This window comes from Streptomyces sp. cg35 (assembly GCF_050410835.1).
Lineage (GTDB): Bacteria > Actinomycetota > Actinomycetes > Streptomycetales > Streptomycetaceae > Streptomyces.
This window is the reverse complement of record NZ_CP191268.1, coordinates 1,653,967-1,677,137: the sequence shown is the minus strand read 5'-3', so window position 1 is coordinate 1,677,137 and position 23,171 is coordinate 1,653,967. Positions and strand designations below refer to the sequence as shown.

Annotated in this window: 16 protein-coding genes; 5 read left to right on the top strand and 11 right to left on the bottom strand. The window is 70.8% G+C overall.

Annotation, left to right across the window (positions count from 1 at the left end):
* Positions 1-14 precede the first annotated feature (14 nt).
* Positions 15-320 (top strand): 4a-hydroxytetrahydrobiopterin dehydratase, encoded by a 306-nt coding sequence (locus ACQUQD_RS07930; RefSeq protein WP_428951307.1) that lies wholly within the window; start codon positions 15-17, stop codon positions 318-320.
* A 98-nt stretch (positions 321-418) separates the two neighbouring features.
* On the opposite strand, the gene ACQUQD_RS07925 is transcribed toward ACQUQD_RS07930, so the two are convergent.
* The 3 genes from ACQUQD_RS07925 to ACQUQD_RS07915 form a co-directional block, all read right to left on the bottom strand.
* On the bottom strand, positions 419-1,402 hold the full coding sequence (locus tag ACQUQD_RS07925) for an aldo/keto reductase (protein WP_428951306.1): 984 nt from the start codon (positions 1,400-1,402) through the stop codon (positions 419-421).
* Between the two features lie 116 nt (positions 1,403-1,518).
* Positions 1,519-1,980, bottom strand: coding sequence for a hypothetical protein (locus tag ACQUQD_RS07920; RefSeq protein ID WP_428951305.1), 462 nt, complete (start codon positions 1,978-1,980; stop codon positions 1,519-1,521).
* Entirely contained in the window at positions 1,977-2,456 is a 480-nt protein-coding gene (locus tag ACQUQD_RS07915) for a hypothetical protein (protein WP_428951304.1), read from the bottom strand. The genes ACQUQD_RS07920 and ACQUQD_RS07915 overlap by 4 nt, the downstream gene beginning before the upstream one ends.
* A gap of 50 nt (positions 2,457-2,506) precedes the next feature.
* On the opposite strand from ACQUQD_RS07915, the gene ACQUQD_RS07910 reads away from it, so the two are divergent.
* Both ACQUQD_RS07910 and ACQUQD_RS07905 read left to right on the top strand, forming a co-directional pair.
* On the top strand, positions 2,507-3,475 hold the full coding sequence (locus ACQUQD_RS07910) for a helix-turn-helix transcriptional regulator (RefSeq protein WP_428951302.1): 969 nt from the start codon (positions 2,507-2,509) through the stop codon (positions 3,473-3,475).
* Between the two features lie 67 nt (positions 3,476-3,542).
* A complete protein-coding gene (locus ACQUQD_RS07905; protein ID WP_428951301.1) occupies positions 3,543-5,417 on the top strand; it encodes a rhamnogalacturonan lyase in 1,875 nt (624 codons plus the stop codon).
* A 190-nt stretch (positions 5,418-5,607) separates the two neighbouring features.
* Here the strand turns inward: ACQUQD_RS07905 and ACQUQD_RS07900 are convergent, their stop codons facing one another.
* The 3 genes from ACQUQD_RS07900 to ACQUQD_RS07890 all read right to left on the bottom strand — a co-directional run bounded on the left by ACQUQD_RS07900 (position 5,608) and on the right by ACQUQD_RS07890 (position 11,957).
* The gene (locus tag ACQUQD_RS07900; RefSeq protein ID WP_428951299.1) at positions 5,608-6,147 is read right to left on the bottom strand and encodes a hypothetical protein; all 540 of its coding nucleotides are present in this window, start codon (positions 6,145-6,147) and stop codon (positions 5,608-5,610) included.
* Positions 6,148-6,291: 144 nt separating this feature from the next.
* On the bottom strand, positions 6,292-8,949 hold the full coding sequence (locus ACQUQD_RS07895) for a cellulose binding domain-containing protein (RefSeq protein WP_428951297.1): 2,658 nt from the start codon (positions 8,947-8,949) through the stop codon (positions 6,292-6,294).
* Positions 8,950-9,053: 104 nt separating this feature from the next.
* Positions 9,054-11,957: a glycoside hydrolase family 48 protein gene (locus ACQUQD_RS07890; protein WP_428951296.1), complete on the bottom strand. Its 2,904-nt coding sequence runs from the start codon at positions 11,955-11,957 to the stop codon at positions 9,054-9,056.
* 276 nt (positions 11,958-12,233) lie between these two features.
* On the opposite strand from ACQUQD_RS07890, the gene ACQUQD_RS07885 reads away from it, so the two are divergent.
* Positions 12,234-13,715 (top strand): cellulase family glycosylhydrolase, encoded by a 1,482-nt coding sequence (locus tag ACQUQD_RS07885; protein WP_428951294.1) that lies wholly within the window; start codon positions 12,234-12,236, stop codon positions 13,713-13,715.
* A 46-nt stretch (positions 13,716-13,761) separates the two neighbouring features.
* Positions 13,762-15,498, top strand: coding sequence for a glycoside hydrolase family 6 protein (locus ACQUQD_RS07880; RefSeq protein WP_428951293.1), 1,737 nt, complete (start codon positions 13,762-13,764; stop codon positions 15,496-15,498).
* A 71-nt stretch (positions 15,499-15,569) separates the two neighbouring features.
* Here the strand turns inward: ACQUQD_RS07880 and ACQUQD_RS07875 are convergent, their stop codons facing one another.
* The 5 genes from ACQUQD_RS07875 to ACQUQD_RS07855 form a co-directional block, all read right to left on the bottom strand.
* On the bottom strand, positions 15,570-16,361 hold the full coding sequence (locus tag ACQUQD_RS07875) for an aldo/keto reductase (RefSeq protein ID WP_428957483.1): 792 nt from the start codon (positions 16,359-16,361) through the stop codon (positions 15,570-15,572).
* A 175-nt stretch (positions 16,362-16,536) separates the two neighbouring features.
* Complete coding sequence (locus tag ACQUQD_RS07870; protein ID WP_428951291.1) at positions 16,537-17,274, bottom strand: ABC transporter ATP-binding protein; 738 nt, start codon at positions 17,272-17,274, stop codon at positions 16,537-16,539.
* Complete coding sequence (locus ACQUQD_RS07865) at positions 17,271-19,952, bottom strand: ABC transporter permease subunit (protein ID WP_428951290.1); 2,682 nt, start codon at positions 19,950-19,952, stop codon at positions 17,271-17,273. The genes ACQUQD_RS07870 and ACQUQD_RS07865 overlap by 4 nt, the downstream gene beginning before the upstream one ends.
* A gap of 22 nt (positions 19,953-19,974) precedes the next feature.
* Positions 19,975-21,231, bottom strand: a complete 1,257-nt coding sequence (locus tag ACQUQD_RS07860; protein ID WP_428951288.1) for an ABC transporter substrate-binding protein — start codon at positions 21,229-21,231, stop codon at positions 19,975-19,977.
* Positions 21,232-21,342: 111 nt separating this feature from the next.
* Entirely contained in the window at positions 21,343-23,169 is a 1,827-nt protein-coding gene (locus ACQUQD_RS07855) for an AMP-dependent synthetase/ligase (RefSeq protein ID WP_428951286.1), read from the bottom strand.
* Between the last annotated feature and the right edge of the window lie 2 nt (positions 23,170-23,171).

Here is a 23,171-nt window from a genome sequence, read left to right as displayed (position 1 = left end):
GGCACGCTGGAGGCATGCCTACAGAACCCCTCTCGCAGAAGGAGATCGAGGACCGCCTCGCCGAGCTCCCCGGCTGGTCACTCGACGGCGACCGCATCACCCGCACCTACCGCCTGGGCACGCACTTCGCGGCGACCGCCCTCGTCGTGCACATCGCCCAGACCCAGGAGGAGCTGAACCACCACTCGGACCTCACCCTCGGCTACAACACGGTCAGCCTCGCGGTGCACACCCACGACGCGGGCGGTGCCGTGACCGCGAAGGACTTCGAACTGGCCCGCAAGGTCGAGGAGTTGGCGCCCGGTCATCAGGCGGACTGAGTCGCGTTCCGGGCGTGACCGGGTCCCGCGCCGGACGCCCGCGGACACGGTCTCGTCCTTCCGCCGCCCGGGTACGGCCATGGAGGGCCCGGCGCTGATCACACCGCGTTCAGCCGGGCCCGCTCGTCCTCGGTCAGCTCCAGGTCGACCGCGGCCAGGCTCTCCTCGATCTGTGCCACCGAGGACGCCCCGACCAGCGGGATCGCCGGGACCTCGGCCCCGATCATCCAGGCCAGCACGACCTGGTTGACCGTGGCCCCGGAGGACTTCGCGACGTCGCGCAGCGCTGCTGTCCGCGCCTTCCGGCTGCCGTGGTCGTGCCCCGCGCTCAACGGCTTGTCGTCACGTACGTACGCCCCGCCGAGCAGCGGCGAGTACGCGACCAGCGCGAGATCCCGCTCCGCCCGGACCATGCTGAGCAGATTTCCGTCGGCCGTGCCGAGCTCCCCGTCCGGCGACAACTGGCTCGGCAGATCCGTCCGGTGCCGCAGATAGCTGTGCTGGTACTGGAGCACCTCGTACCCGGCGATCCCCTCCGCCCGCGCGATGGCCCGGGCCCGCTCCACCTGCCACGCCCAGTGGTTGGAGACGCCGAGAAGACCGACCGTGCCCTCCGCCACCAGCGCCCCGAACTCCCTTACCGTTTCGGCGAGTTCTATCTTCGGGTCGGGAATGTGCGCGTACAGCACGTCGAGGCGCTCCATGCCGAGCCGGGCCCGGCTGCCCGCCACGGCCTTCCGGATCGCGGAGGCCGACAGCCCCTCCGCGTTGTCGACGAACCCCGTCCCCGGCGCGAGGGGCGCCGCCCCCAGCTTGGTGGCGATCACGATCTCGTCGCCGATGCCGCGGCTGCGCCGCCAGTTGCCGAGCACCGTCTCGCTCTCGCCGCCGACGCTTCCGGTCTGCCAGTACGCGTAGTTGTCCGACGTGTCGACGAACGTGCCGCCCGCCTCGACGTACCGGTCGAGAATCGCGAACGACGTCTTCTCGTCGGTGAGCGTGCCGAACAGCATGGCGCCCAGGCTGAGCACGCTGACCTCGCGGCGCGTCGCCGGGTTCGTGCCGATGGTGCGGTACTTCATACGGAGATCCCCCTTCACGGGATCCGGCCGCCGGGCGCGGCCGGGCTGTGAGAGGGAGTCAACGTGTTGAAGCGCACGCGAAGTCAAGCGCGTCCCGCGGACCCGCGGAAGGGGATTCAGGCGGTCCGGGTGAAGGCCATCGTCCAGTTCGTCAGCCACGTCCGCCCGTCGTCGAGTGAGAACGCCTGCTCCCAGTGCGCCGTGTGCGCCGAGATCCCCGACCAGACGAAGCGGACCCGCACGTCCTTGCCGTCGTGCGTGTCGTCGCCCACGAACTCGCCGCGTCCGTCCGTGAATCGGCCGCTGACCGGCGGAGAGAGCCGCCCGGTGCGGTCGGTGGACCAGTGCAGCGACCACTGCCGGGTCACCGGGTCGAACAGCCGCAGCGTGAGCCCGGTCCAGCCCTGCTCCGGCACGTGGAGCTCGTCGATGTTCGCGGCCCCGCCGAAGAGCTGCCGGCACCGGCTCGTCGCGCCGAACTCCTCCCAGCCGCTGTCCGGGTCGAGGAAGTCGAGCCGCCGCCGATGGGCGACGTCCCACTCGCCGGCGAAGAAGTCGAAGTCGTGCGCGCCGCTCATGAACGTCCTCCGGTCGTGCCCTCGGGCAGGCTGTCGTGCACATAGGCGTCGAGGTCGGGCCGCTCGACCGCCAGCATGTGCCGGACCCAGGCGTCCCGTTCGTGCAGGATCGGCGCCAGCTCCCACACGCAGCCGATCCAGGGCCGCTCCGGCAGCACGAAGCGGGCCGGGTCGCGGTCCGGGCAGCCGAGCGCCGGCTGGCCCGCGGCGGCGCCCCGGAAGTGCAGGACGTTGTCCCACACCCAGCTGTACGCGTTGAGATACGCGCCGTCGTCGCCGCCCCGGTGCAGCACGACGAACGTGGCGGGCGGGGTGCCGTCCGGCTCCGGCAGCAGCGACGGAAGCAGCGCGTACGCCGCCTCGGCCACCTCGGGCGCGATGCCCCGGGGATCGTCGGTCACGTGGTAGCGCTTGACGCGACGGCCCGCCACCTCGATGGGCGGCGGCACCGTCAGCAGTTTCTCCTCGAAGGCCATGGCGGGACGCTAAGGGCGCTTCACTGACATCCTGTGTCAGTGATGTTCCCGTGAAATCCAGCCGACTCGTCTCGATCCTGCTCCTGCTGCAGACCGGGGGCCCGATGACCGCCGCCCGGCTCGCCGCCGAGCTGGAGGTCTCCGTCCGCACCGTCTACCGGGACGTCGAGGCGCTGCAGGCCGCCGGGGTGCCGCTGTACGGCGACGCGGGCCATGCCGGCGGCTACCGCCTGCTCGACGGGTACCGCACCCGTCTCACCGGCCTGACCGTCGACGAGGTCGAGGCCCTCTTCCTCGCGGGCGCCCCCGGTCCCGCCGCCGACCTCGGGCTCGGCCCCGTGCTGGCCGCGGCGCAGCTGAAGGTGCGGGCCGCGCTGCCGGCCGAGCTGCGCGCGCACGCCGACCGGATCAGCTCCCGGTTCCACCTCGACGCGCCCGGCTGGTACGCGGACGACGCGGCGGCCGAGCACCTGCCCGCGGTGGCCGCCGCCGTGTGGAACCGGCGCGCCCTGCGGGTCACGTACCGCCGGTGGCGCGAACCGACCGACGTGGAGCGGAGGCTGGAGCCGTACGGCCTCGTGCTCAAGGCCGGCCGCTGGTACGTCGTCGCCTCGGCCGGCACCGGCGGCCCGCGCGCGTACCGCGTCGACCAGATCCTTCAACTCGACACCACGGAAGAAGAGTTCACCCCTCCCGAGGGCTTCGACCTCGCCGCGTACTGGACGGCGTACCAGGCGGACTTCCACCGGCGGCTGCACACGGGAGAGGCGGTCGTGCGCCTCGCGCCCGGCGCCGCCGACCGGCTCACCGGCCCGGCCGCCCGCGCCGCCCGGGCCACCGCCCGCACCGAACCCGACGGCTGGACCCGCGCCCGGCTGCCCATCGAGTCGATCGGCCACGCCCACGACACCTTCCTGCCGCTCGGCGCGGACATCGAGGTCCTGGAACCCGCCGAGCTGCGCGAGCGGATCGCGGCCACCGGGGCGGCGCTGTCGAAGTTGTACCGGGGCGGCAACTGACGGGGCGTGCGGCGGCAACTGACGGGGCGTGACCAACCCGCACGTTCCGACCCCCAGGAGCCAGCTCATGCCCCGTCCCCGCCTCCATCGCAGACCCCGGCGGCTGCTGCTCGCCACCACCACGGCCGCGGCCCTCGCCGCCGCCGGGCTCACCTTCCTGCCCGGCGACGACGCGTCCGCGGCCACCGCGCGGCTGGCCGAGAGACTCGACCGCGGCCTGGTCAGCGTGCACACCGACGCCGGCAACCTGGTCAGCTGGCGCTGGCTCGGCACCGACCCGGACGACGTCGCCTTCAACGTCTACCGCGCCGGCACCAAGGTCAACGCGTCCCCGGTGACCGCCGCCACGAACTTCTTCCACTCCGGCGCCCCGAGCTCCGCCGACTACACGGTCCGCGCGATCGTCAACGGCACCGAGCAGGCCGACTCGGCCCACGCGATCCAGTTCCGCACCGGCTACAAGGACGTACCGATCACGCCGCCCGCCGGCGGCACCACCCCCGACGGGGTCGCCTACACCTACGAGGCCAACGACGCGTCGGTCGGCGACCTCGACGGCGACGGCGTCCTCGAGTTCGTCCTCAAGTGGCAGCCCACGAACGCCAAGGACAACTCGCAGTCCGGCTACACCGGCAACACGGTCGTCGACGCCGTGAAGCTGGACGGCACCCGGCTGTGGCGCGTCGACCTGGGCAGGAACATCCGCTCGGGCGCGCACTACACGCAGTTCCAGGTGTACGACTACGACGGCGACGGCAGGGCCGAAGTCGCCATGAAGACGGCGGACGGCACGGCCGACGGCCAGGGCAAGGTCATCGGCAGCTCGTCCGCGGACCATCGCAACTCCAGCGGTTACGTGCTGTCCGGCCCCGAGTACCTGACGATGTTCGACGGGCGGACGGGGGCCGCGATGGGCTCCGTCGACTACGTCCCGGCGCGCGGCACGGTCTCCTCGTGGGGCGACTCGTACGGCAACCGCGTCGACCGGTTCCTCGCCGGCACGGCCTATCTCGACGGAGCCCGCCCCTCCCTGATCATGGCGCGCGGCTACTACACGCGGACCGTGATCGCGGCGTGGGACTGGCGCGACGGGAAGTTCACCCGCCGCTGGACCTTCGACACCAACTCCTCCACCAACAGCGGCAAGGGCTACGACGGCCAGGGCAACCACCAGCTCTCGGTCGCGGACGTCGACGGCGACGGCAAGGACGAGATCGTCTACGGCGCGATGGCCGTCGACGACAACGGCTCCGGCCTGTGGACGACGAAGAACGGGCACGGCGACGCGATGCACGTCGGTGACCTCGACCCGTCCCGGCCGGGCCTGGAGGAGTTCAAGGTCGACGAGGACAGCTCCAAACCGTCGTCCTGGCTGGCCGACGCGAGGACCGGCGCCGTCATCTGGTCCACGCCCGCGAACGGCGACAACGGCCGCGGCGTCGCCGGCGACATCTGGTCCGGCAGCGCGGGCGCCGAGTCCTGGTCGTCGGCGGAGTCCGGCATCCGCGGCCCCAAGGGCACGGTCGTCGCCTCCCGCAAGCCGTCCTCCACCAACTTCCTGTCCTGGTGGGACGGCGACACCACCCGCGAACTCCTCGACGGCACCCACATCGACAAGTACGGCACGTCGTCCGACACCCGCCTCCTGACCGGCTCGGGCGTCCACTCCAACAACAGCACCAAGGCGACCCCGTCGCTGTCCGGCGACCTCCTCGGCGACTGGCGCGAAGAGGTCGTCTGGCCCACGACGGACAACACGGCGCTGCGGATCTACTCGACCCCGGACGTCACGAGCACCCGCATCACGACACTCCTCCACGACACGCAGTACCGCACGGCCCTGGCCTGGCAGAACACCGCCTACAACCAGCCCCCGCACCCGAGCTTCTTCATCGGCGACGGCATGCCGACAGCGCCGCGACCGACGATCGCGACGCCGTGAGGTCGCGCTCCTCGACACCGGCGACGCAAGTGTCGTGAAGTCCTTTGCCGCTGACGCATCCTCCGTACGGGCAGCGGGCGAAGAGGTGTCGTGAGGGATCGGACCTCCCCATCCGATCTGCGCGGGAAGCTGCTGCCGCCGATGCGAGGGCGCTTCGGCGGCAGCCGCATGTCACCGGTCGGCGGCTGCGTCAGCTGTAGGTCCAGCGCCAGGCATGGGAGCTGTACCGGCAGGTGATCCCCGCCCCGCTCGCGGTGGTCGTGGCGGCGCCGTGGTCGCTGGTGCGGCAGAACTGGCCGGCCGAGTAGCAGTTGCCGGCGTTCGAGACGATCGAGCACGTTCCGGATCTGCTCGCGCTGCCACCGCCACCCCCACTCGTGGAGCCGGAGCCCGACCCGGAACCCGAGCCCGCGGCCGGCTTCGGGGTGACGGTGACCTTGACCTTGACTGTCTCCGTCGCGGTCACGGTCGGCGCGGGCTCGGGCGTGGCCGACTTCGTCACCGTCGCCGTCGCTGTCGCCGTCGTGGTGACGGTGGCGGTCGGCCGCGTCCGCTCCGCCGCCACCGTCGTGCTGCCCGCGTCCTTGCCGCCGTCACCGGCCGCGCCGAGGCCCGCGCCCAGGGCGAAGGCGATGCCTATCGCGGGGAGCACGAGGCGCTTGCGCGCCCATCTGGGCGTGGTGCGGGGCTCGGGGCGGGGCGAAGGTGCGGGCGTGTACGGGTTGGCCATGGTGTCCCCCTGTGCGGATGGTGAGGGAGAGAGCCTATGGCGATTCGAGTGAATGTGAATATGAAGTGAAGGAGAGGTGATGGCTTCGTGATCTCATGGTCCTCGGCTCTCCGTTCGCGGGTCTCTGATCTCAGCGCTCAGCGCTCAGCGTTTCGCGCACTCCTTCCCGTCGACGCTGAACGAAGCCGGTGCCCCGTTCGCCGACGACCGGCTCCCGGTGAAGCCGAAGGACACCGAACTCCCGGCCGCCACTTTCCCGTTCCAGCCCACGTTCCGCGCCGTGACCGCCGCACCCGACTGGCCCGCCTCCGCGTTCCACGCCTGCGTCACCCTCTGGCCGTCGGGGAAGGCCCAGCCCAGCGACCAGCCGTCCCAGGCGGACGCCCCCGTGTTCGTCACCGTCACCTCCGCCTGGAAACCGCCCGGCCACTCATGGGTGACCTTGTACGTGACCGCGCAGGCGGCCGTGCCGGAACCGCCGTCGCCGCCCCCGTCGCCCGGCGCGGGGGCGTCCGCCGTGTCCCCGTAGACGACGCCCCGCCCGTTCGTCGACACGTAGACCCGGCCGTAGACCCGCGGGTCACCCGTGATCGCCGCGCCCGTCCAACCCCACTGGTGCGCATCGTCGTTGATCCGGGTCCAGCTCGTCCCGGCGTCCGTGGAGCGGAAGATGCCCCGCACCCCGCCGATCTTCGCGCTGGTGAACAGGGTCTGGTGGGCCGCGCCCGGTGCCGCCTTGCCGAAGCCGATCGTGTCCGCCTGCGCGACGTTCGACAGCTTGGTGAACGTGGCGCCGCCGTCCGTCGAGTGCCACAGGCCGTACGCGCCCTCCGTCGAGCCGCCCGCCAGCCAGATGTCGCCCCGCGCGCCCGGCACCGCCTTGAACCGCACCGGGCCGTCGGCCGGCAGCCCGCTCGACGCCTTGGCCGTGAACGTCGCCCCGCCGTCCGAACTCGCATAGAAAGTACCCGACTTGAAGGCGTAGAAGGTCTTCGCGTCCACCCAGTCCGACTCCACGGTCGCACCCGCCGGCACCCCGCTCGACGCCGTCCACGACGACCCCGAGCCCGTCTGCACGCCCGCGCCCTCCGGGCTCCACACGGAGCGGGCGCCGTCCGCCGACACCGCGACCGTGCCGCCGCCCGTAACCCCCGAAGGGTCGCCGCCCGCATACCAGGTGGCGCCGTTGTCGTTCGAGAACGCGATGTGGGCGCCCGAGTCGACGTTCCCGACGCGCACCACCGCGTCCGGCTTCGACTCCGCGAAGTCCAGACTCGTCGTGGTCGTGAAGTTCGGGCTCGTGAACATCATCGGGGGGACCTTCGTCAGGTCCGTGTGGCGGAAACCGCCGATGTCGCCGAGCGCGCTCAGCAGCGGCGCGCCGGAGGGCGGTGACGCCAGGTCGTTGACCGCCGTCTCCTCAAGTCCCTTCACCATGGGGGTGATCGAGACCGTTCTGCCCGCGTCCCACCGGCCCAGGTCCTCGGTTCCGTAGACCGTCGCGCCCGTCCCGTACATCATCCGGTCCGAGTCGAACGGGTCGATCTCCAGCGCCTCCGTCATCCAGCCCAGCTTCGGCGTCTGCTCCGGCGGGGCCGGGTTCGCGCCCCACGTCAGCCACGGCACGGAGGAGACGTCCATGGTGTAGCGGTTCGTGCGGTTCGGGTACGACGAGTAGTCCCAGGCCTTCGTCCACGTGCCGCCGCTGTCCGTCGAGCGGAAGATCAGCGTGTCCGGCCACCAGGAGCTGTACCCGGAGACCATGACCGTGCCCGGGTGCTGCCGGTCGACCGTCAGACCGCTGAAGCCGTAGTACGTGTCCGCCTCCGCGGCCGGGCTGATGTTCTTCCACTCGCCGGTGCGTGTCGCGTACCGCCACACCTGGCCCTTGCCGCCGTCGTACGGGCCGCCCTTGTCGCTGTACGCGAGATAGAGGTAGCCGTTCTCCGCGTCCAGCACGCCCTTGTGGGCGAGGTACCCGGTGGGCTGGCCCGCCACCCGCTCCCACGTCGCCCCCGCGTCCGTCGAGCGGTAGACCGCGTTGTCCTGGTCGGCCACACCGACGTAGACCGTCCGGGTCGGGGAGGTGCCCGAGCCCGTCGACTCGTCGAACGTCACCCAGACCACACCCTGGTTGTCCGAGGCGTAGCCCGACGCGTCGGACGGGTCCTGGCGGTAGCTGCCGGGGTTTGGGAAGGCCGTGACCTGTGACCAGGTCACGCCCGCGTCGGTCGAGCGCCACAGCCCCTTGCCGCTGGGCGCGCCCAGGTACAGGACCTTGTTGTCGTGCGGGTCGACCGCGAGGCGTTCGCCCATGCCGCGGCCCGGCATGTTGCCGCCGAGCTTGAAGGGCAGGTCGGTCTTCCGCCAGGTCGCGCCGCGGTCCGCGGAGCGCAGGACGGCTCCGCCGTTGGGGTCCCAGTCGTTCGTGTACGTGCCGACGGCCGCGTACACCCTGTCGGGGTCGACCGGGTCGGTCGCGAGCGAGGCCACACCCGTGTGACCCCAGTCGTCCCAGCCGACCGAGTCGAGCAGCGGGGTCCAGGACCTGGAGCCCTGCTCCCAGCGGTACGCGCCGCCGATGTCGGTGCGGGCGTAGGCGAGGTTCTTCTCGGCGCGGTTGAAGACGATGCCCGGCACGAAGCCGCCGCCGTCGATGCGGGCGTTCTTCCAGGTGTACGTGTCGGCGGCCACCGACACCCGCGGCTCGGCCGGCGGCTCGCCCGCCGTGGCCGCGCCGGACGTCAACAGGCCCGCGACGAGGGCGAGCACACCTGCCACGGGCAGGCGGGGTCTGCGCATGAGGTCTCCAGGGAGGGAGGCGGGGAGCAGGGGAGAGGGCCGGGCGGGCCCCGGGGAGGGGGACCGCCCGGCCCGATGTGCACGGAGCCGCCGACGGCGGGGCGTTATTCGAGCAACTCCGCGTACGAACCCATGGCGAGCGCGATGTCCGCCTGGGCCCAGAACCGGTGATACGTGAAGGTCGGTGCCGCGCCGCCCGCCAGATAGGCCGCCACCTTCGGCCAGTTGGGGTCGTCCTTGTAGAAGGAGCGCAGCGAGGTGAAGGTGGACGAGGAATCGATCGTGTCGCCGTTCGGCATCGTGCCCGTCCAGCCGCCGGGCACGTAGACCGAGTCGCCGAAGCGGCTGTAGTCGGCCCGCGTCTCGGGCACCGCGATGCCGAGCGCGTCCTGATCGTGCTCCCACATGCCGTCGAGCAGCGCCTTCGCCGTCGTCCTCGCCTCCGTGTCACCGGACTTGGCGGCGTAGTACGTGAGGGTCTTCGCGTACGCCGCCGCGACGCCGACGTCGTTCGTGTAGTCGGCCACCGTCACGTGAAGCGACGCGTTCGCACCGGGACGTGACGCGTTCCAGGTGTCCGGGGCGCCCGACCACCGGAGCGTGGCGGGGATCCGGAAGGTGCCGTCGGGGTTGACGGTCGTCTCGGACAGGGCCCAGTCGACCCACTTGTCGAGGACGGCCTTCGCGTCGGCGTCGCCCGTCTGCTGGTAGTACTCGGCGACGCGCTCCATCGACCACGCCTGGAAGCCGAACCACTGGTTCGACGGCGGGTCGTGGTAGACCGGCGCCTCGTCGTAGAACATCCCGTAGAAGGTCGGCGTACCGGCCGGCGGCGTCGCGTAGCGGCCCTGCCAGCTGTTGGTCGCGCCGCCCGCGATGGCGCCCTCGTCCGACTGCAGCCAGCGGTAGAACTCCAGCTGCCGGTCCAGCGACTTGGCCCAGTCCGCCTGTCCCGTGGCCGACTTGGGCTTGAGGTCGGCGGCCGAGGAGAGCGCGTACGCGGCGAGCGGGTTCTGGTAACCGCCGTGCGTATGGCTCGAACCGATCCGCCAGGCCCAGCCCGCCGAGGTGTCGGTGGCGCCGCCCCACGCGTAGTACCAGGACATCAGGTACTGCGAGGAGTCCTTGCCGGTGCCGGCCGGGCACGTCGTCGGGCCGACGCAGTTGCCCACCTTCTTGAAGTACTTGTCGTACATCGAGTACCGCAGGTAGTCGCCCATCTTGGCGGCCTTGCCGACGGTCGCCGAGACGTCGGAGCCCTTGCCCTGCTCCTTGGCCCACACGTCCGCCCAGTACGCGGCCTGCACGGCCCGCGCGTCGGCGTCCGGCGCGTTGGTGAACTTCCACTGCTTCGCGTACGAGGAGTCGCCGGTGAACAGGTCCAAATACCCGTTCTTCCCGCCGTACTTGAACGCGTCACACGTCGGCTGCGGGATCGTCTCCCACACCGACTCCTGCGCGCCGCGCTGGAACGTGTTGATGTAGGACGGGCCGGTCGCCGTCGGACCCGCCTCGCACGTCCCGGGCTCGTTGCCGTAGCCGTAGGTGTTGTCGACGTCCTGCAGCCAGTGCATGCCGTAGACGTCGTCCGTGCCGTAGGCGCTCTTCAGCTCGGCCGCGATCGGGTCGCTGCCGGCGGGGACCGACGGGTCGAGCTTCGCCGGGTACTCGGACGGCAGGTCGTGCTCGGGCGCGTACGTCGCGGGCTTGGAGGCGTTGTAGAAGGAGTTCGTCGGCTGGTCCGCGTGCGTGGGGATCATGTACTTCTCCATGAGGCCCCAGGCCCCGTTGAACTTCGACCAGTCACCGCTGACCTTGCCGTACATCGCCTGCAGCCACAGGAGATAGCTGTACGCCTCCGACGTCGTCTCGTGGCCCTGGTCCGGCGCCTCGACGATCAGTGTCTCGACCGAGTGGTACGGGATGCCCTCCGGCGAGAAGTAGCCGCTCGCCGGATCGGTGATCTTCCCGTAGAGGTCGAGGAAGCGGGCGTCGTACGTCTTGGCGGCGGCGAGCTGGGTCACCGTGACCGCGGCCTTGGTGTGGCCGGGGGCCGTGACCGTGAAGGTGGCCGCGCCCGTGCCGGACGCGTCGGCCGCGACGGTCACCTTTTGGGCCGTGCTCCAGTTCGACGGGGTGAAGGTCAGGCTCGCGCCGGAGGAGACGGACAGCCCGGTGTTGCCGCTCGTGCGGGCCACCGCGACCGTGACGTCCGACGCCGGCTGCGTCGACAGCTTGACGTCGAAGGTGCCGGACTTACCCTGCTGGACGCCGAGTTGGGCCGGAGTGGCGACCACCGCCGGTCCCGCCGCGACCGTGATCCCGACCGGCGTCGACTCGCCGGCCGTGCCCCGGCTGTCGTACGCCTTCGCGTACAGGGAGTGCGTCCCGGCCGCCAGCCCGTCCGCGCCGAGCTCGTACGGCGCGGTCGTGTCCGTGCCGAGCAGGGTCGTGTCGTCGTAGAACTCGACCTTGCCGATGGTCGCCCCGTCGGCCGCGGCGGCGGTCGCCGCGAGCGGCACCGGATCGCCCGCCGAGTAGACCGCGCCGGCCTTCGGACTGGTGAGCACCGTGACCGGCGGCTGATGGGCTCCCGCGCACGTCGTGCCATTGATCGCGAAATCGGTGGGCGCCGAATTCGCGCCACTGTAAGTGAATTGCGCGCCCGCCGTCGTGGCGGCACCTGCCGCGATCTTCGCGTTGTACGCGAGGCTTTTCGCGGTGACCGTTCTTCCGGATTGCGACCAGGTCGCGTTCCAGCCATTGGCCAGTTTCTGGTCGCCCTGGTAGCTGTAGGTGAGGCTCCAGCCGTCGATCGCCGCGCTGCCGCGGTTGGTGATCGTCAGATCGGCCGTGAAGCCGGAGCCCCAGTCGTTGGTCTTGTAGTCGACGCTGCACTCAACTGCCGCTGCCTCGGCGGTAGTTGGCAGTGCGGCAAGGGTGGCGAGCGGTAGTGCCAGGGTGGCCGTCACAGCGGTCCACAACCGCCGGGCCGGTCTCTTGGGCATGCCCTGGTTCCTCCTTGCGGCTCAGGGAGAGGGGGGTGGGCCGTGACGTGGCGTCACAACCTGTGAACCAGTGGGAGCGCTCCCAAGAATGAGGACGGGGGAAATGGGGGTCAAGAGTCTTGAAGGGTCGAATTAATTCGACAGAGAGAAAAGACAACGCCTCTGTTGCTTGACGGCAGTTCCTTCTCTACAGTCCACCAGCAACCAGTGGGAGCGATTCCATCAGTCGACGCGCCGGCCCCGTGCCGGTCGCGCCCGAGCTGCAAGGAGTCGCTCATGCGACACCCCCCGCGCCATGCGTTACCCGCCCTGCTCGTGGCGTGCGCCGTCTCGGCGGCCGCGCTCGTCCCCCTGACCTCCGCCGCGTCCGCGGCCGCCCCCTCCTGCTCGGTGGAGTACTCCGTCACCGGGCAGTGGGACAGCGGCTTCCAGGGCGCTGTGAAGGTCACCAACAACGGTGCCGCGAAGGACAGTTGGAGCCTGTCCTTCGACTTCGCCGACGGTCAGAAGGTCACCCAGGGCTGGAGCGCCAAGTGGTCCCAGTCCGGTACGACGGTGACCGCGGCCAACGAGTCCTGGAACGGCGCGCTCGCCTCCGGCGCGAGCGTGTCCGCCGGGTTCATCGGGTCGTGGAAGGGCGCCAACACGGTGCCCAAAACCTTCAAGTTGAACGGCGTCACCTGCAACGAGGACATCACCGACCCGACGGATCCGACCGATCCCACGGACCCCGGTGACGGCGAGGCCCCGGCCCTGAAGGTGTCCGGGAACAAGCTCGTCGACGCCGACTCCGGCGCCACCCACCGGATGCTCGGCGTGAACCGCTCCGGGGCCGAGTTCATGTGCGTACAGGGATACGGGATCTTCGACGGCCCCGTCGACGACGCGTCGGTGAAGGCCATCGCCGACTGGAAGGCGAACACCGTCCGCATTCCGCTCAACGAGGAGTGCTGGCTCGGCCTCGACAACATCAAACCCGAGTACGGAGGTGCCAACTACCGCTCCGCCATCAAGGACCTGGTCACCAAGGTCAAGGCGCACGGCATGACGCCGATCCTCGAACTGCACTGGTCCTACGGCCAGTACACGGGGAACTCGGCCGGCTGCTCGGACGTCCACGCCACCTGCCAGAAGCCGATGCCGGACGCCCAGTACACGCCCGCCTTCTGGTCCTCGGTCGCCAGTGCCTACAAGGACGACCCGGCCGTCACCTTCGACCTGTTCAACGAGCCGTACCCGGACCGCGCGACCTCCAACGTCTCCGACGCGTGGGCCTGTTGGAAGGACGGCGGCACCTGCCCCGGCATCGGCTACGAGGTCGCGGGCATGCAGGATCTCGTCGACGCGATCCGCACGGCGGGCGCCGGGAACCTCATCCTGATCGGCGGCCTCGCCTACTCCAACGACCTGCGCCAGTGGCTGCAGCACAAGCCGTCGGACCCGGCCGGCAACATCGCCGCCGCCTACCACGTCTACAACTTCAACACCTGCGCCAGTGAGAGCTGCTGGGACGAGCAGCTCGCGCCCGTCGCGGCGCAAGTACCGCTGGTGGCAGGGGAGATCGGCGAGAACACCTGCTCCCACGGCTTCATCGACCGGGTCATGAAGTGGTTCGACGACCGCGACCTGTCGTACCTCGGCTGGACCTGGAACACCTGGGGCTGCGCCTCGGGCCCCTCGCTGATCAGCAACTACGACGGCACGCCGACCGCCTTCGGGGTCGGCCTGCGCGATCACCTGCAAGCCGTCACCAAGTAACCCCTGGCCGTACGTACGCCCATCACCGAAAGGGACACCCCCAACCATGAGCCGTACCCGTACCGACCGAACCAGACTCAGAGGCAGTACCGCGCTGGCCGCGGCGCTCGTCCTCTCCGGCGCCGCCTGTGTCGGCACCGCCGTCGCCGCCCCCGACAGCGCCGCCGCGGCCGCCTGCACCGTGGACTACAAGGTGCAGAACCAGTGGGACACCGGCTTCACCACCTCCGTCAGCGTCACCAACAACGGTGCCGCGGTGAGCAGTTGGAACCTCACCTGGTCCTTCGCGGGCAACCAGAAGGTCAGTAGCGGCTGGAACGCGGACATCTCCCAGTCCGGCACCGCCGTCACCGCCAAGAGCCTCTCGTACAACGGGACCCTGGCCACCGGCGGCTCGACCTCGTTCGGCTTCAACGGCACGTACAGCGGCACCAACGCCCTGCCCACCGCGTTCAAGCTGAACGGCGTCACCTGCAACGAGGACACCGGGCCGACCGACCCGACCGACCCCACGGACCCGACCGACCCGAGCGGCCGCGTCGACAACCCGTACGCGGGCGCCAAGGTCTACGTGAACCCGGAGTGGAAGGCCAAGGCCGACGCCGAGCCCGGCGGCAGCAAGATCTCCAGTCAGCCCACCGGCGTCTGGCTCGACCGCATCGCGGCCATCGGCGGCGTGAACGGCGGCATGGGCCTGCGCGACCACCTCGACGACGCCCTCACCCAGAAGGGCAGCGGCGAAGAAGTGGTCCAGCTCGTCGTCTACGACCTGCCGGGCCGCGACTGCGCCGCCCTCGCCTCCAACGGCGAACTCGGCCCGACCGACATCGACAAGTACAAGAGCGACTTCATCGACCCGATCGCCGCGATCCTGGCCGACCCCAAGTACGCGGGCCTGCGCATCGTGACGACGATCGAGATCGACTCGCTGCCCAACCTCGTCACCAACGTCAGCGGGCGCCCCACGGCCACGCCCAACTGCGACGTGATGAAGGCGAACGGGAACTACCAGAAGGGCGTCGGCTACGCCCTCGACAAGCTCGGCGACATCCCGAACGTCTACAACTACATCGACGCCGGCCACCACGGCTGGCTCGGCTGGGACGACAACTTCGGCGCCTCCGCCGAACTGTTCAAGTCGACCGCCTCCAGCAACGGCGCGAAGCTGTCCGACGTCCACGGGTTCATCGTGAACACGGCCAACTACAGTGCCCTCAAGGAGAACAACTTCACGATCGACGACTCGGTCAACGGGACCTCGGTCCGCCAGTCAAAGTGGGTCGACTGGAACCGCTACACCGACGAGCTGTCGTACGCCCAGGCCATGCGCACCAAGCTGGTCTCGCTCGGCTTCGACCAGAACCTCGGCATGCTGATCGACACCTCCCGCAACGGCTGGGGCGGCGCCGCCCGGCCCGCCGGACCGGGTGCGAAGACCACGGTCGACACGTACGTGGACGGTGGCCGCTACGACCGCCGCATCCACCTCGGCAACTGGTGCAACCAGAGCGGTGCCGGCCTCGGTGAGCGGCCGCAGGCCAACCCCGCCACCGGGATCGACGCCTACGTGTGGATGAAGCCGCCGGGCGAGTCCGACGGGTCGAGCACCGCCGTCGACAACGACGAGGGCAAGGGCTTCGACCGCATGTGCGACCCGACGTACACCGGTAACCCGCGCAACAACAACCACCTGTCCGGGGCGCTGCCGAACGCGCCGCTGTCCGGCCACTGGTTCTCGGCCCAGTTCCAGGAACTGCTGAAGAACGCCTACCCGGCGCTGTAGCCGACCTCGTGCACGAGGCCGCCGGCGCGGACACCGCAGGTGCCCGCGCCGGCGGCCCCGGCCGTACGGAATCAGACCACGTCGAACGTGGCCGGGTCGCCGCCGAGGCGCCGGTCCTCGTTCAGGGCGCTGATCGCGCCGAGGTCCTCGGTGTCCAGCTCGAAGCCGAACACGTCGATGTTCTCCTTGATCCGCGACGGCGTCACGGACTTGGGGATCACCACGTTGCCCAGCTCGACGTGCCAGCGCAGGACGACCTGCGCGGGCGTACGGCCGTGCTTCTGCGCGATCGCGACGATCGCCGGGACCTCGAGGAGGCCCTTGCCCTGGCCGAGCGGGGACCAGGCCTCGGTGGCGATGCCCAGCTCCGCGTGCTTCTCGCGGGAGACGCGCTGCTGGAGGTGCGGGTGCAGCTCGATCTGGTTGACCGCCGGGATGACGGACGTCTCGGCGGTCAGCCGGTCCAGGTGCTCGGGCAGGAAGTTCGAGACGCCGATGGCCTTGGCGCGGCCGTCCGCGTAGATCTTCTCGAACGCCTTGTACGTGTCCACGTACGTGTCCCGGGAGGGCAGCGGCCAGTGGATCAGGTACAGATCCACATAGTCGAGGCCCAGCTTGTCGAGCGAGGTGTCGAAGGCGCGCAGGGTGGAGTCGTAGCCCTGGTCGGCGTTCCACAGCTTCGTCGTGACGAAGAGCTCGTCGCGGCGCACGTCGGACGCGGCGATCGCCTTGCCGGTGCCCTCTTCGTTGCCGTAGATGGCCGCGGTGTCGATGCTGCGGTACCCGGCCTCCAGGGCCGTCGCCACAGCCTTCTCGGCCTCGTCGTCCGGTACCTGCCACACGCCAAAGCCGAGCTGCGGCATCTCGACGCCGTTGTTCAGGATGATCGGGGGGACCTTGCTCACGAGGTGTCGATCCTTAAGTCGTCGGTTGGTACTCCCATGGTCAACGATCACGGGCGTACGCGCATTCCTGTCGGGGGCCCGGCACGAGGCGCACGAGGACAATCAGGCCAGGTGCCGACCACCAGCATGCCAGTCACGTATGTGAACCCTGTGCCGGGGGTTGCGTTCCCAGATACGCGTCACGTACCCGCTCGTCGGCTCTTATCCCACCCGGCGCCCCTTCGGCGAGCACCCGCCCCAGATCGAGGACCACGACCCGGGAGCACAGCTCCATCACGAACGCCACGTTGTGCTCGACGAGCAGCACCGCGCACCCGTCCTCCTCCGCCAGGCGCCGCACCGCCGCCGCGAGCAGTTCCCGCTCCTCGGCCGTCATCCCGGACGCGGGCTCGTCCAGGAGCAGCACCCGCGGCCGGTCCGCGGCGGCCCGCGCCAGCTCCACCATGCGGGCCCGGCCGACCGGCAGCGTTCCCGCGTACGCGTCCGAGAGCCCGCCGAGACCGCAGTCCCGCAGCAGCGCGCCGGCCCGCCCCGGATCGGCGCCCCCGCGCCGCCACTCCTGCGCGACCAGCAGATTGTCCGCGACCGTGAGCTGCCCGAACAGCTGCTGCCGCTGGAACGTACGGCGCATCCCGTGCCGCGCCCGCCACACCGGGGAACGCCGCGTGACGTCCACGCCGTCGAGCAGCACCCGGCCCGCGTCGGGCCGCCGGATCCCGGAGACGACGTCGAACAGAGTCGTCTTGCCCGCGCCGTTCGGCCCGATCAGGCCGCACACCTCGCCGGCCGCCAGGCGCAGGCCCACCCCGTCGAGGGCCCGCACCCCGCCGAACCGCACGCCGATGTCCTCGGCCACCAGAACGTCGCTCATGCCGGTCCCGCCTCCCCGGCCCGCCGGGGCGCCGTCGCCGCGATGCCCAGGTACGCGTCCGTGAGCCGCTCGGCCTCGACCTTCTCCCGCGGCCCGCACCAGGTCACCCGGCCCTGCGCGAGATACGCCACGGTGTCCGCGACGCCGAGGATCTCCGACGCCTTCTCCTCGACGAGGAGCAGCCCCGTGCCCGCGTCGCGGAGCTCGGCGAGCAGCCGGTACACCTCGTCGACGACGCGGGGAGCGAGCCCGAGCGACGGCTCGTCCGCGATCAGCACCCGTGGCGGGCTGTGCAGCAGCGGGGCGAGCGCGAGGAGCTGCTGCTCGCCGCCGGAGAGCGAGCCCGCCGGGACGCCCTGCCGTGCCGCCAGCCCGGTGAAGCGCTCGTACACCGCCAACCGGTCCGTTCTGGCCGGAAGTCGGAGTGACAGGTTCTCGTCCACCGTGAGGGACGGGAAGATGCCGCGGCCCTCCGGCGCCAGCACCACCCCGGACCGCGCCCGCCGGACCGCGCCCTCGTCGCCGACGGCGCGCCCGGCGACGTACACCTGGCCCCGGAGCGGTGTCAGCAGCCCGGCCGCGGCCTTGCACGTGGTCGACTTCCCGGCGCCGTTGGGGCCGAGCAGCGCCACGATCTCGCCGGGGCGGACGGTGAGATCGACGCCCTGGAGCACCGGCGCCCCGTCGTATCCGGCCTGTACGCCCCGGAGTTGGAGTGCGGCGTCAGGGTCAGGGGTGCCCGTGACAGGCGCCTGCGGGGGAGTCGCCGCGGCCGCCCCGCGCCGGTGCCGGCGCACCGGCAGCGCGGCGCAGTACCCGTCCGGATCGTTGGCGAGCGCGAGCCCCGCGAGCCCGAACAGGATGACCGGCAGCTGCACCGACTCCGTCAGGTAGTCGCTGATCAGATGCGGTACGACGGCGAAGGTGAGACCCGCGATCACCGCGAACTGCGGCCGCCGGACCCCCGCCGCGACCGCCACCGCGAGCCAGATCAGCCCGGTCATCGCCGTGAAGTCGGTCGCGGTGATCCGGGTGTTGTACGACGCGTACATCACGCCGCCGAACCCGGCGAGCCCGGCCGACACCGTGAACAGCAGCAGTTTCGTGCGGACGACGGAGACACCGGACGCCATCGCCGCGGCCGGCGCCGAGCGCACCGCCAGCATCGCCCGCCCGGCCCGTGACGCCCGCAGCGCGCTGAGCGCCGCCACGCCCGCCGCGCACAGCACGACCATCGCCACGCCCATGGCACGGTCGTCCCCGAGATCGACCGGCCCGAAGACGGCCCGCGGGATCTCCCACCCGGTGTCGCCGTTCCTCAACCAGCCGATCTGGAAGAGCACTTGGTCGGCCAGGAAGGCCAGCGCGAGCGTCGCGAGGGCCAGTGAGCGGCCGCCGAGCCGCAGCGCGGGCAGCGCCACGAGCGCGCCGAGCAGTGCCGCCGCGCAGGTCCCGACGAGCGCCGCGCCCAGGAACGGCCAGCCGTGGCTCATCAGCAGGCCGGCGACCAGCGCCGCGCCCGTCACGAACGACGCCTGCGCGAGCGACACCATCGCGCCCAGCCCGGTCACCACGGTGAACGACATGAACACCAGGGAGATCGCCAGGCCCTGGGCGAGGATGCCGCTCCAGAACGGGGTCGTCACCGTGTAGAACGCCCCGGCGAGCAGCACCGCCGCCACCGCCCACGGCCCCCACCGCCGCAGCCACGACCGGCCCGCCAGATAATCCACCGGCGGCGCGTCCGCCGCGGCCGTGCCCGCCGTGCGCTGCCGCCGGGTGAGCAGCAGCAGCCCGGCGAACAGGATCAGGAACGGCACCGCCGTGCGGAACCCGGTGATCTTCTCGGCGAACGAGGCGTACCCCGCGACCAGGTTCTGCAGCACCCCGAGCCCGAGCCCGCCCGCGAAGGCCAGCGGGATCGACAGGAACCGGCCGAGCACCGCGGCCGTCGCCGACACGAACAGGAACAGCGTGAAGTCGTGGGACGACAGGCCCAGCAGGGGAGTGGCGAGCACACCCGCGAGGCCCGCGAGCCCCGACGACAGCATCCACGCCACCGACGACAGCCGGTCCGCGCTCATCCCGCGCAGCTCGACCAGCGACCGGTTGTCGACGCCGGCCCGCAGTTTGAGCCCGAGTGCCGTGTGCCGCAGCAGGATCCACAGCCCGAGCGCGACGACGGCCGTCGTCACCCACGTGATCAGCTGGTCGGAGTCGATGCCGACGCCGTCCATCAGCCGCCAGTTCTGCGCCGGGCTCGGCCCGACGCCCGGCAGGCCGAACTGGTTCTCCGCGGGCAGCACCGGGGCCCCCGCGTCGTCGAGCAGCTCCACCACCCACAGCCCGAGCGCGGGCAGCGCGACGAGCAGCCCGATCGTCGCCACGATCTGCGCGGTCTCGCCGACCCGGGCCAGCTTGCGGAACATCAGCCGGTCGAGCCCCCAGCCCAGCAGGGGAGCCGCGACCAGGACCAGCAGCAGCGCCGTCGGCACGGCCGGCCAGCCGAGGCCCGAGTGCAGTTCGTAGAAGGCGAGCGCGCACAGGTACGCCGTCGCGCCGTGCGCGAAGTTGAACAGTCCGGAGGCCGAGTAGGAGAGCACGAGACCGGTGGCGAGCAGCGCGTACAGCGCCCCCGACACCAGCCCGCTCAGCACGAAGGCAAGCAGGTCAGCCATGCGGGATCCCCTTCGGGCGGGCCTACTTGAACGGGATGGGCGCGTAGCACTTGAACGGCGACGACACCTCGTACGCCCCGTTCTTGAGCTGCACGAGCGCCCCGCAGCCGAACGACTCCTTCTGCCCGCGCGGCAGTTCGCGGTCCCCGACCATCGTCTTCGAGTCCGAGAAGCCGTCCGCCGCCTTCTGGAACGAGGCGACCGTCAGGTCCTTGCCCGCCTTCTCGGCGATGGCGAGGAAGAGATCGGCGCTCATGTACCCGGTCATCATGTGCATGTTGAGCGGCACGTCCTTGCCGCCCGCCGCCTTCTTGATGTCCGCCTTGAACTGCTTCATCGCCCCGGTCGACGACTCGAACGGCTCGAAGGACAGCAGCACGTGCACCCCGTCCAGCGCCTGCTTCGTCGCGCTCTTGGCGAGCAGCCCCGGGTCATAGTCCGTCGGATCGGTCAGCACGCCCTTGAAGCCGGTGCGCTTGACGGCGGTGAACAGGCCGATGTTGTACGGGGTCTGCATCACGGAGACGACCACGTCCGGCGCCTTGCCGCCGTCGCTGCGCAGCAGTTCCTTCGTGTACGCGGACCAGTCGCTGGGCACGGACGTCGCGGGCACGGACGCCTTCGCGTACGTCACCTTGTACCCGGCCGACGCGAAGGACTGCCGGTAGGTGCGGACGGCGAAGGTACCCGCGTCGTTGTCGTTGGCGAGGATCGCGACGGACCTGCCCTTCGACCCGTCCGTGACGTTCTTCAGGCCCTCCGGCCAGGTCTGCGAGATCGTGCCGCCCGGCATCGGCACCATGCAGCCGCCGAAGCCGTAGATGTACGTCGGCCCGCAGAACGACGGGAGCGTGCCCCAGCCGAACGTCGGCACCCGCTGCTTCTGCAGGAAGTCGGCCCCGGAGAAGGTCACGGAGCTCATCGGCGCGATCGCGAACACCTTGTCCTGCTGGACGAGTTTGCGGGCCGCCGCCAGGTTCTTCGCGGGGTCCTGACCGTCGTCCTGCGCGCCCAGGTAGTCGATCCTGCGGCCGTTGACGCCGCCCTCGGCGTTCGCGCGGTCGAAGCGGGCCTTCGCGCCCAGGTCGGTGTCCTTCTTGCTGTAGCCGCTCGCCGTCGTCATGGAGACGATGCCGCCGACCTTGACGGCGTCGTCGGTCACTCCGCGTACCGAACTCCCCTTGCTCCCGGGCGAGCTGCTGTTCGCGGTGGAGTTGCAGGCGGTGGCGAGCAGGAGTGCCGCCACGGCGGCGGTGATGGCGCGGATCGGTCGCGACACGGTCGGGCCCCCTCCGTCGAAGTGAGGCAGATTCTGTGTCCGACCTGATGAACCGTCAATAACTGACGCACCGGTATTTGATGAACCGTCAGAAACGGCTTCCGGGGGCACTCATGCCCGGTACAGGGCGTCGACCTCCGCCGAGTACGCGGACTCGATCGCCTTCCGCTTCAGCTTCAGGGACGGGGTCAGCAGCCCGTGCTCCTCGGAGAACTGGTGCGCCAGGATCCGGAACGTACGGATCGACTCCGCCTGCGAGACGAGCGTGTTGGCGGCCACCACGGCGCGCCGCACCTCCATCTCCAGGTCCCCGTCGCGCACCAGGTCGGCGGGGTTCATCAGCTGTTTGCCGCGCATGCCCAGCCAGTGCTCCACGGCCTCGGAGTCGAGCGTGACGAGCGCCGCGATGTAGGGGCGGTCGTTGCCGACGACGATGCACTGCGCGATCAGCGGATGGTCCCGGACCCGCTCCTCCAGTTGCTGCGGCGAGACGCTCTTGCCGCCGGAGGTCACCAGGATCTCCTTCTTGCGCCCGGTGATGGTGAGGTAGCCGTCCTCGTCGAGGGAGCCCAGGTCACCGGTGGCGAGCCAGCCGTCGTGCAGGGCGGCGTCGGTCGCCTTGGGGTCGTTGAGATAGCCCTGGAAGATGTTGCCGCCGTACAGCCAGATCTCGCCGTCGTCCGCGATGTGCACCGTCGTGCCCGGGATCGCCTTGCCGACGGTGCCGTAGCGGGTCTGCTCGGGCGGGTTGGCGGCCGCGGCGGCCGTCGACTCGGTCAGGCCGTAGCCCTCGTAGATCGCGACGCCCGCGCCCGCGAAGAAGAGTCCGAGGCGCCGGTCCATGCCGGAGCCGCCGGACATCGCCTGGCGGACCTTGCCGCCCATCGCCTCGCGCACCTTGGAGTAGACGAGCTTGTCGAACAGCGAGTGCTGCATGCGCAGCGACGCCGACGGCCCGGGGCCGGTGCCGAAGGCCTTGGCCTCCTGGGCGTCCGCGTACTTCACGGCGCACTCCACGGCCTTGTCGAAGGGCCCCGACTTGCCCTCCTTCTCCGCCTTGCGGCGGGCCGCGTTGAAGACCTTCTCGAAGATGTACGGCACCGCGAGGATGAAGGTCGGCCGGAACGCCTGCAGGTCGGGCAGCAGCGCCGCCGCGTTCAGCTGCGGCTGGTGCCCCATCTTCACGCCGCCGCGCACCGCGGCGATCTGCACCATCCGCCCGAAGACGTGCGCCAGCGGCAGGAAGAGCAGGGTGGACGCCACGTTGTCGCGCTTGGAGGCGAAGACCGGCTCCCAGCGCGCCACCATGGTGTCCGCCTCGAACATGAAGTTCGCGTGCGAGATCACACAGCCCTTGGGGCGGCCCGTCGTGCCGGACGTGTAGATGATCGTGGCGACCGAGTCCGGGGTCACCGCACGGCGGTGCCGGTGCACCGTCTCGTCGTCGATGTGCTCGCCGGACGCCGACACCTCGCCGACCGCGTCCGAGTCCAGCTGCCACAGCCGCCGCAGATGCGGCAGCCGGTCGATGACCGTGGCGATGGTCATCGCGTGGTCCTCGTGCTCCACCACGGCGGCCGTCACCTGGGCGTCGTACAGCATCCAGAAGACCTGCTCGGCCGAGGACGTGGGGTAGATCGGGACGACCTGGGCGCCGACGGTCCACAGCGCGAAGTCGAACAGCGTCCACTCGTAGCGCGTACGGGACATGATCGCGACGCGGTCGCCGAACCTGATGCCCTGGGCGAGCAGGCCCTTGGCCAGGCCCAGCACCTCGTCACGGAACTGGCCCGACGTGATGTCCCGCCACGTGTCCTGCTCGTCCTTGCGGCCGAAGGCGATGTGTGAGGGATCCTCCAGGGCGTGATCGAAGACGGCGTCGGCCAGGCCGCCCACCGGCGGCGCCGACGCCAGAGCGGGATTCGTGAACTCGCGCAAAG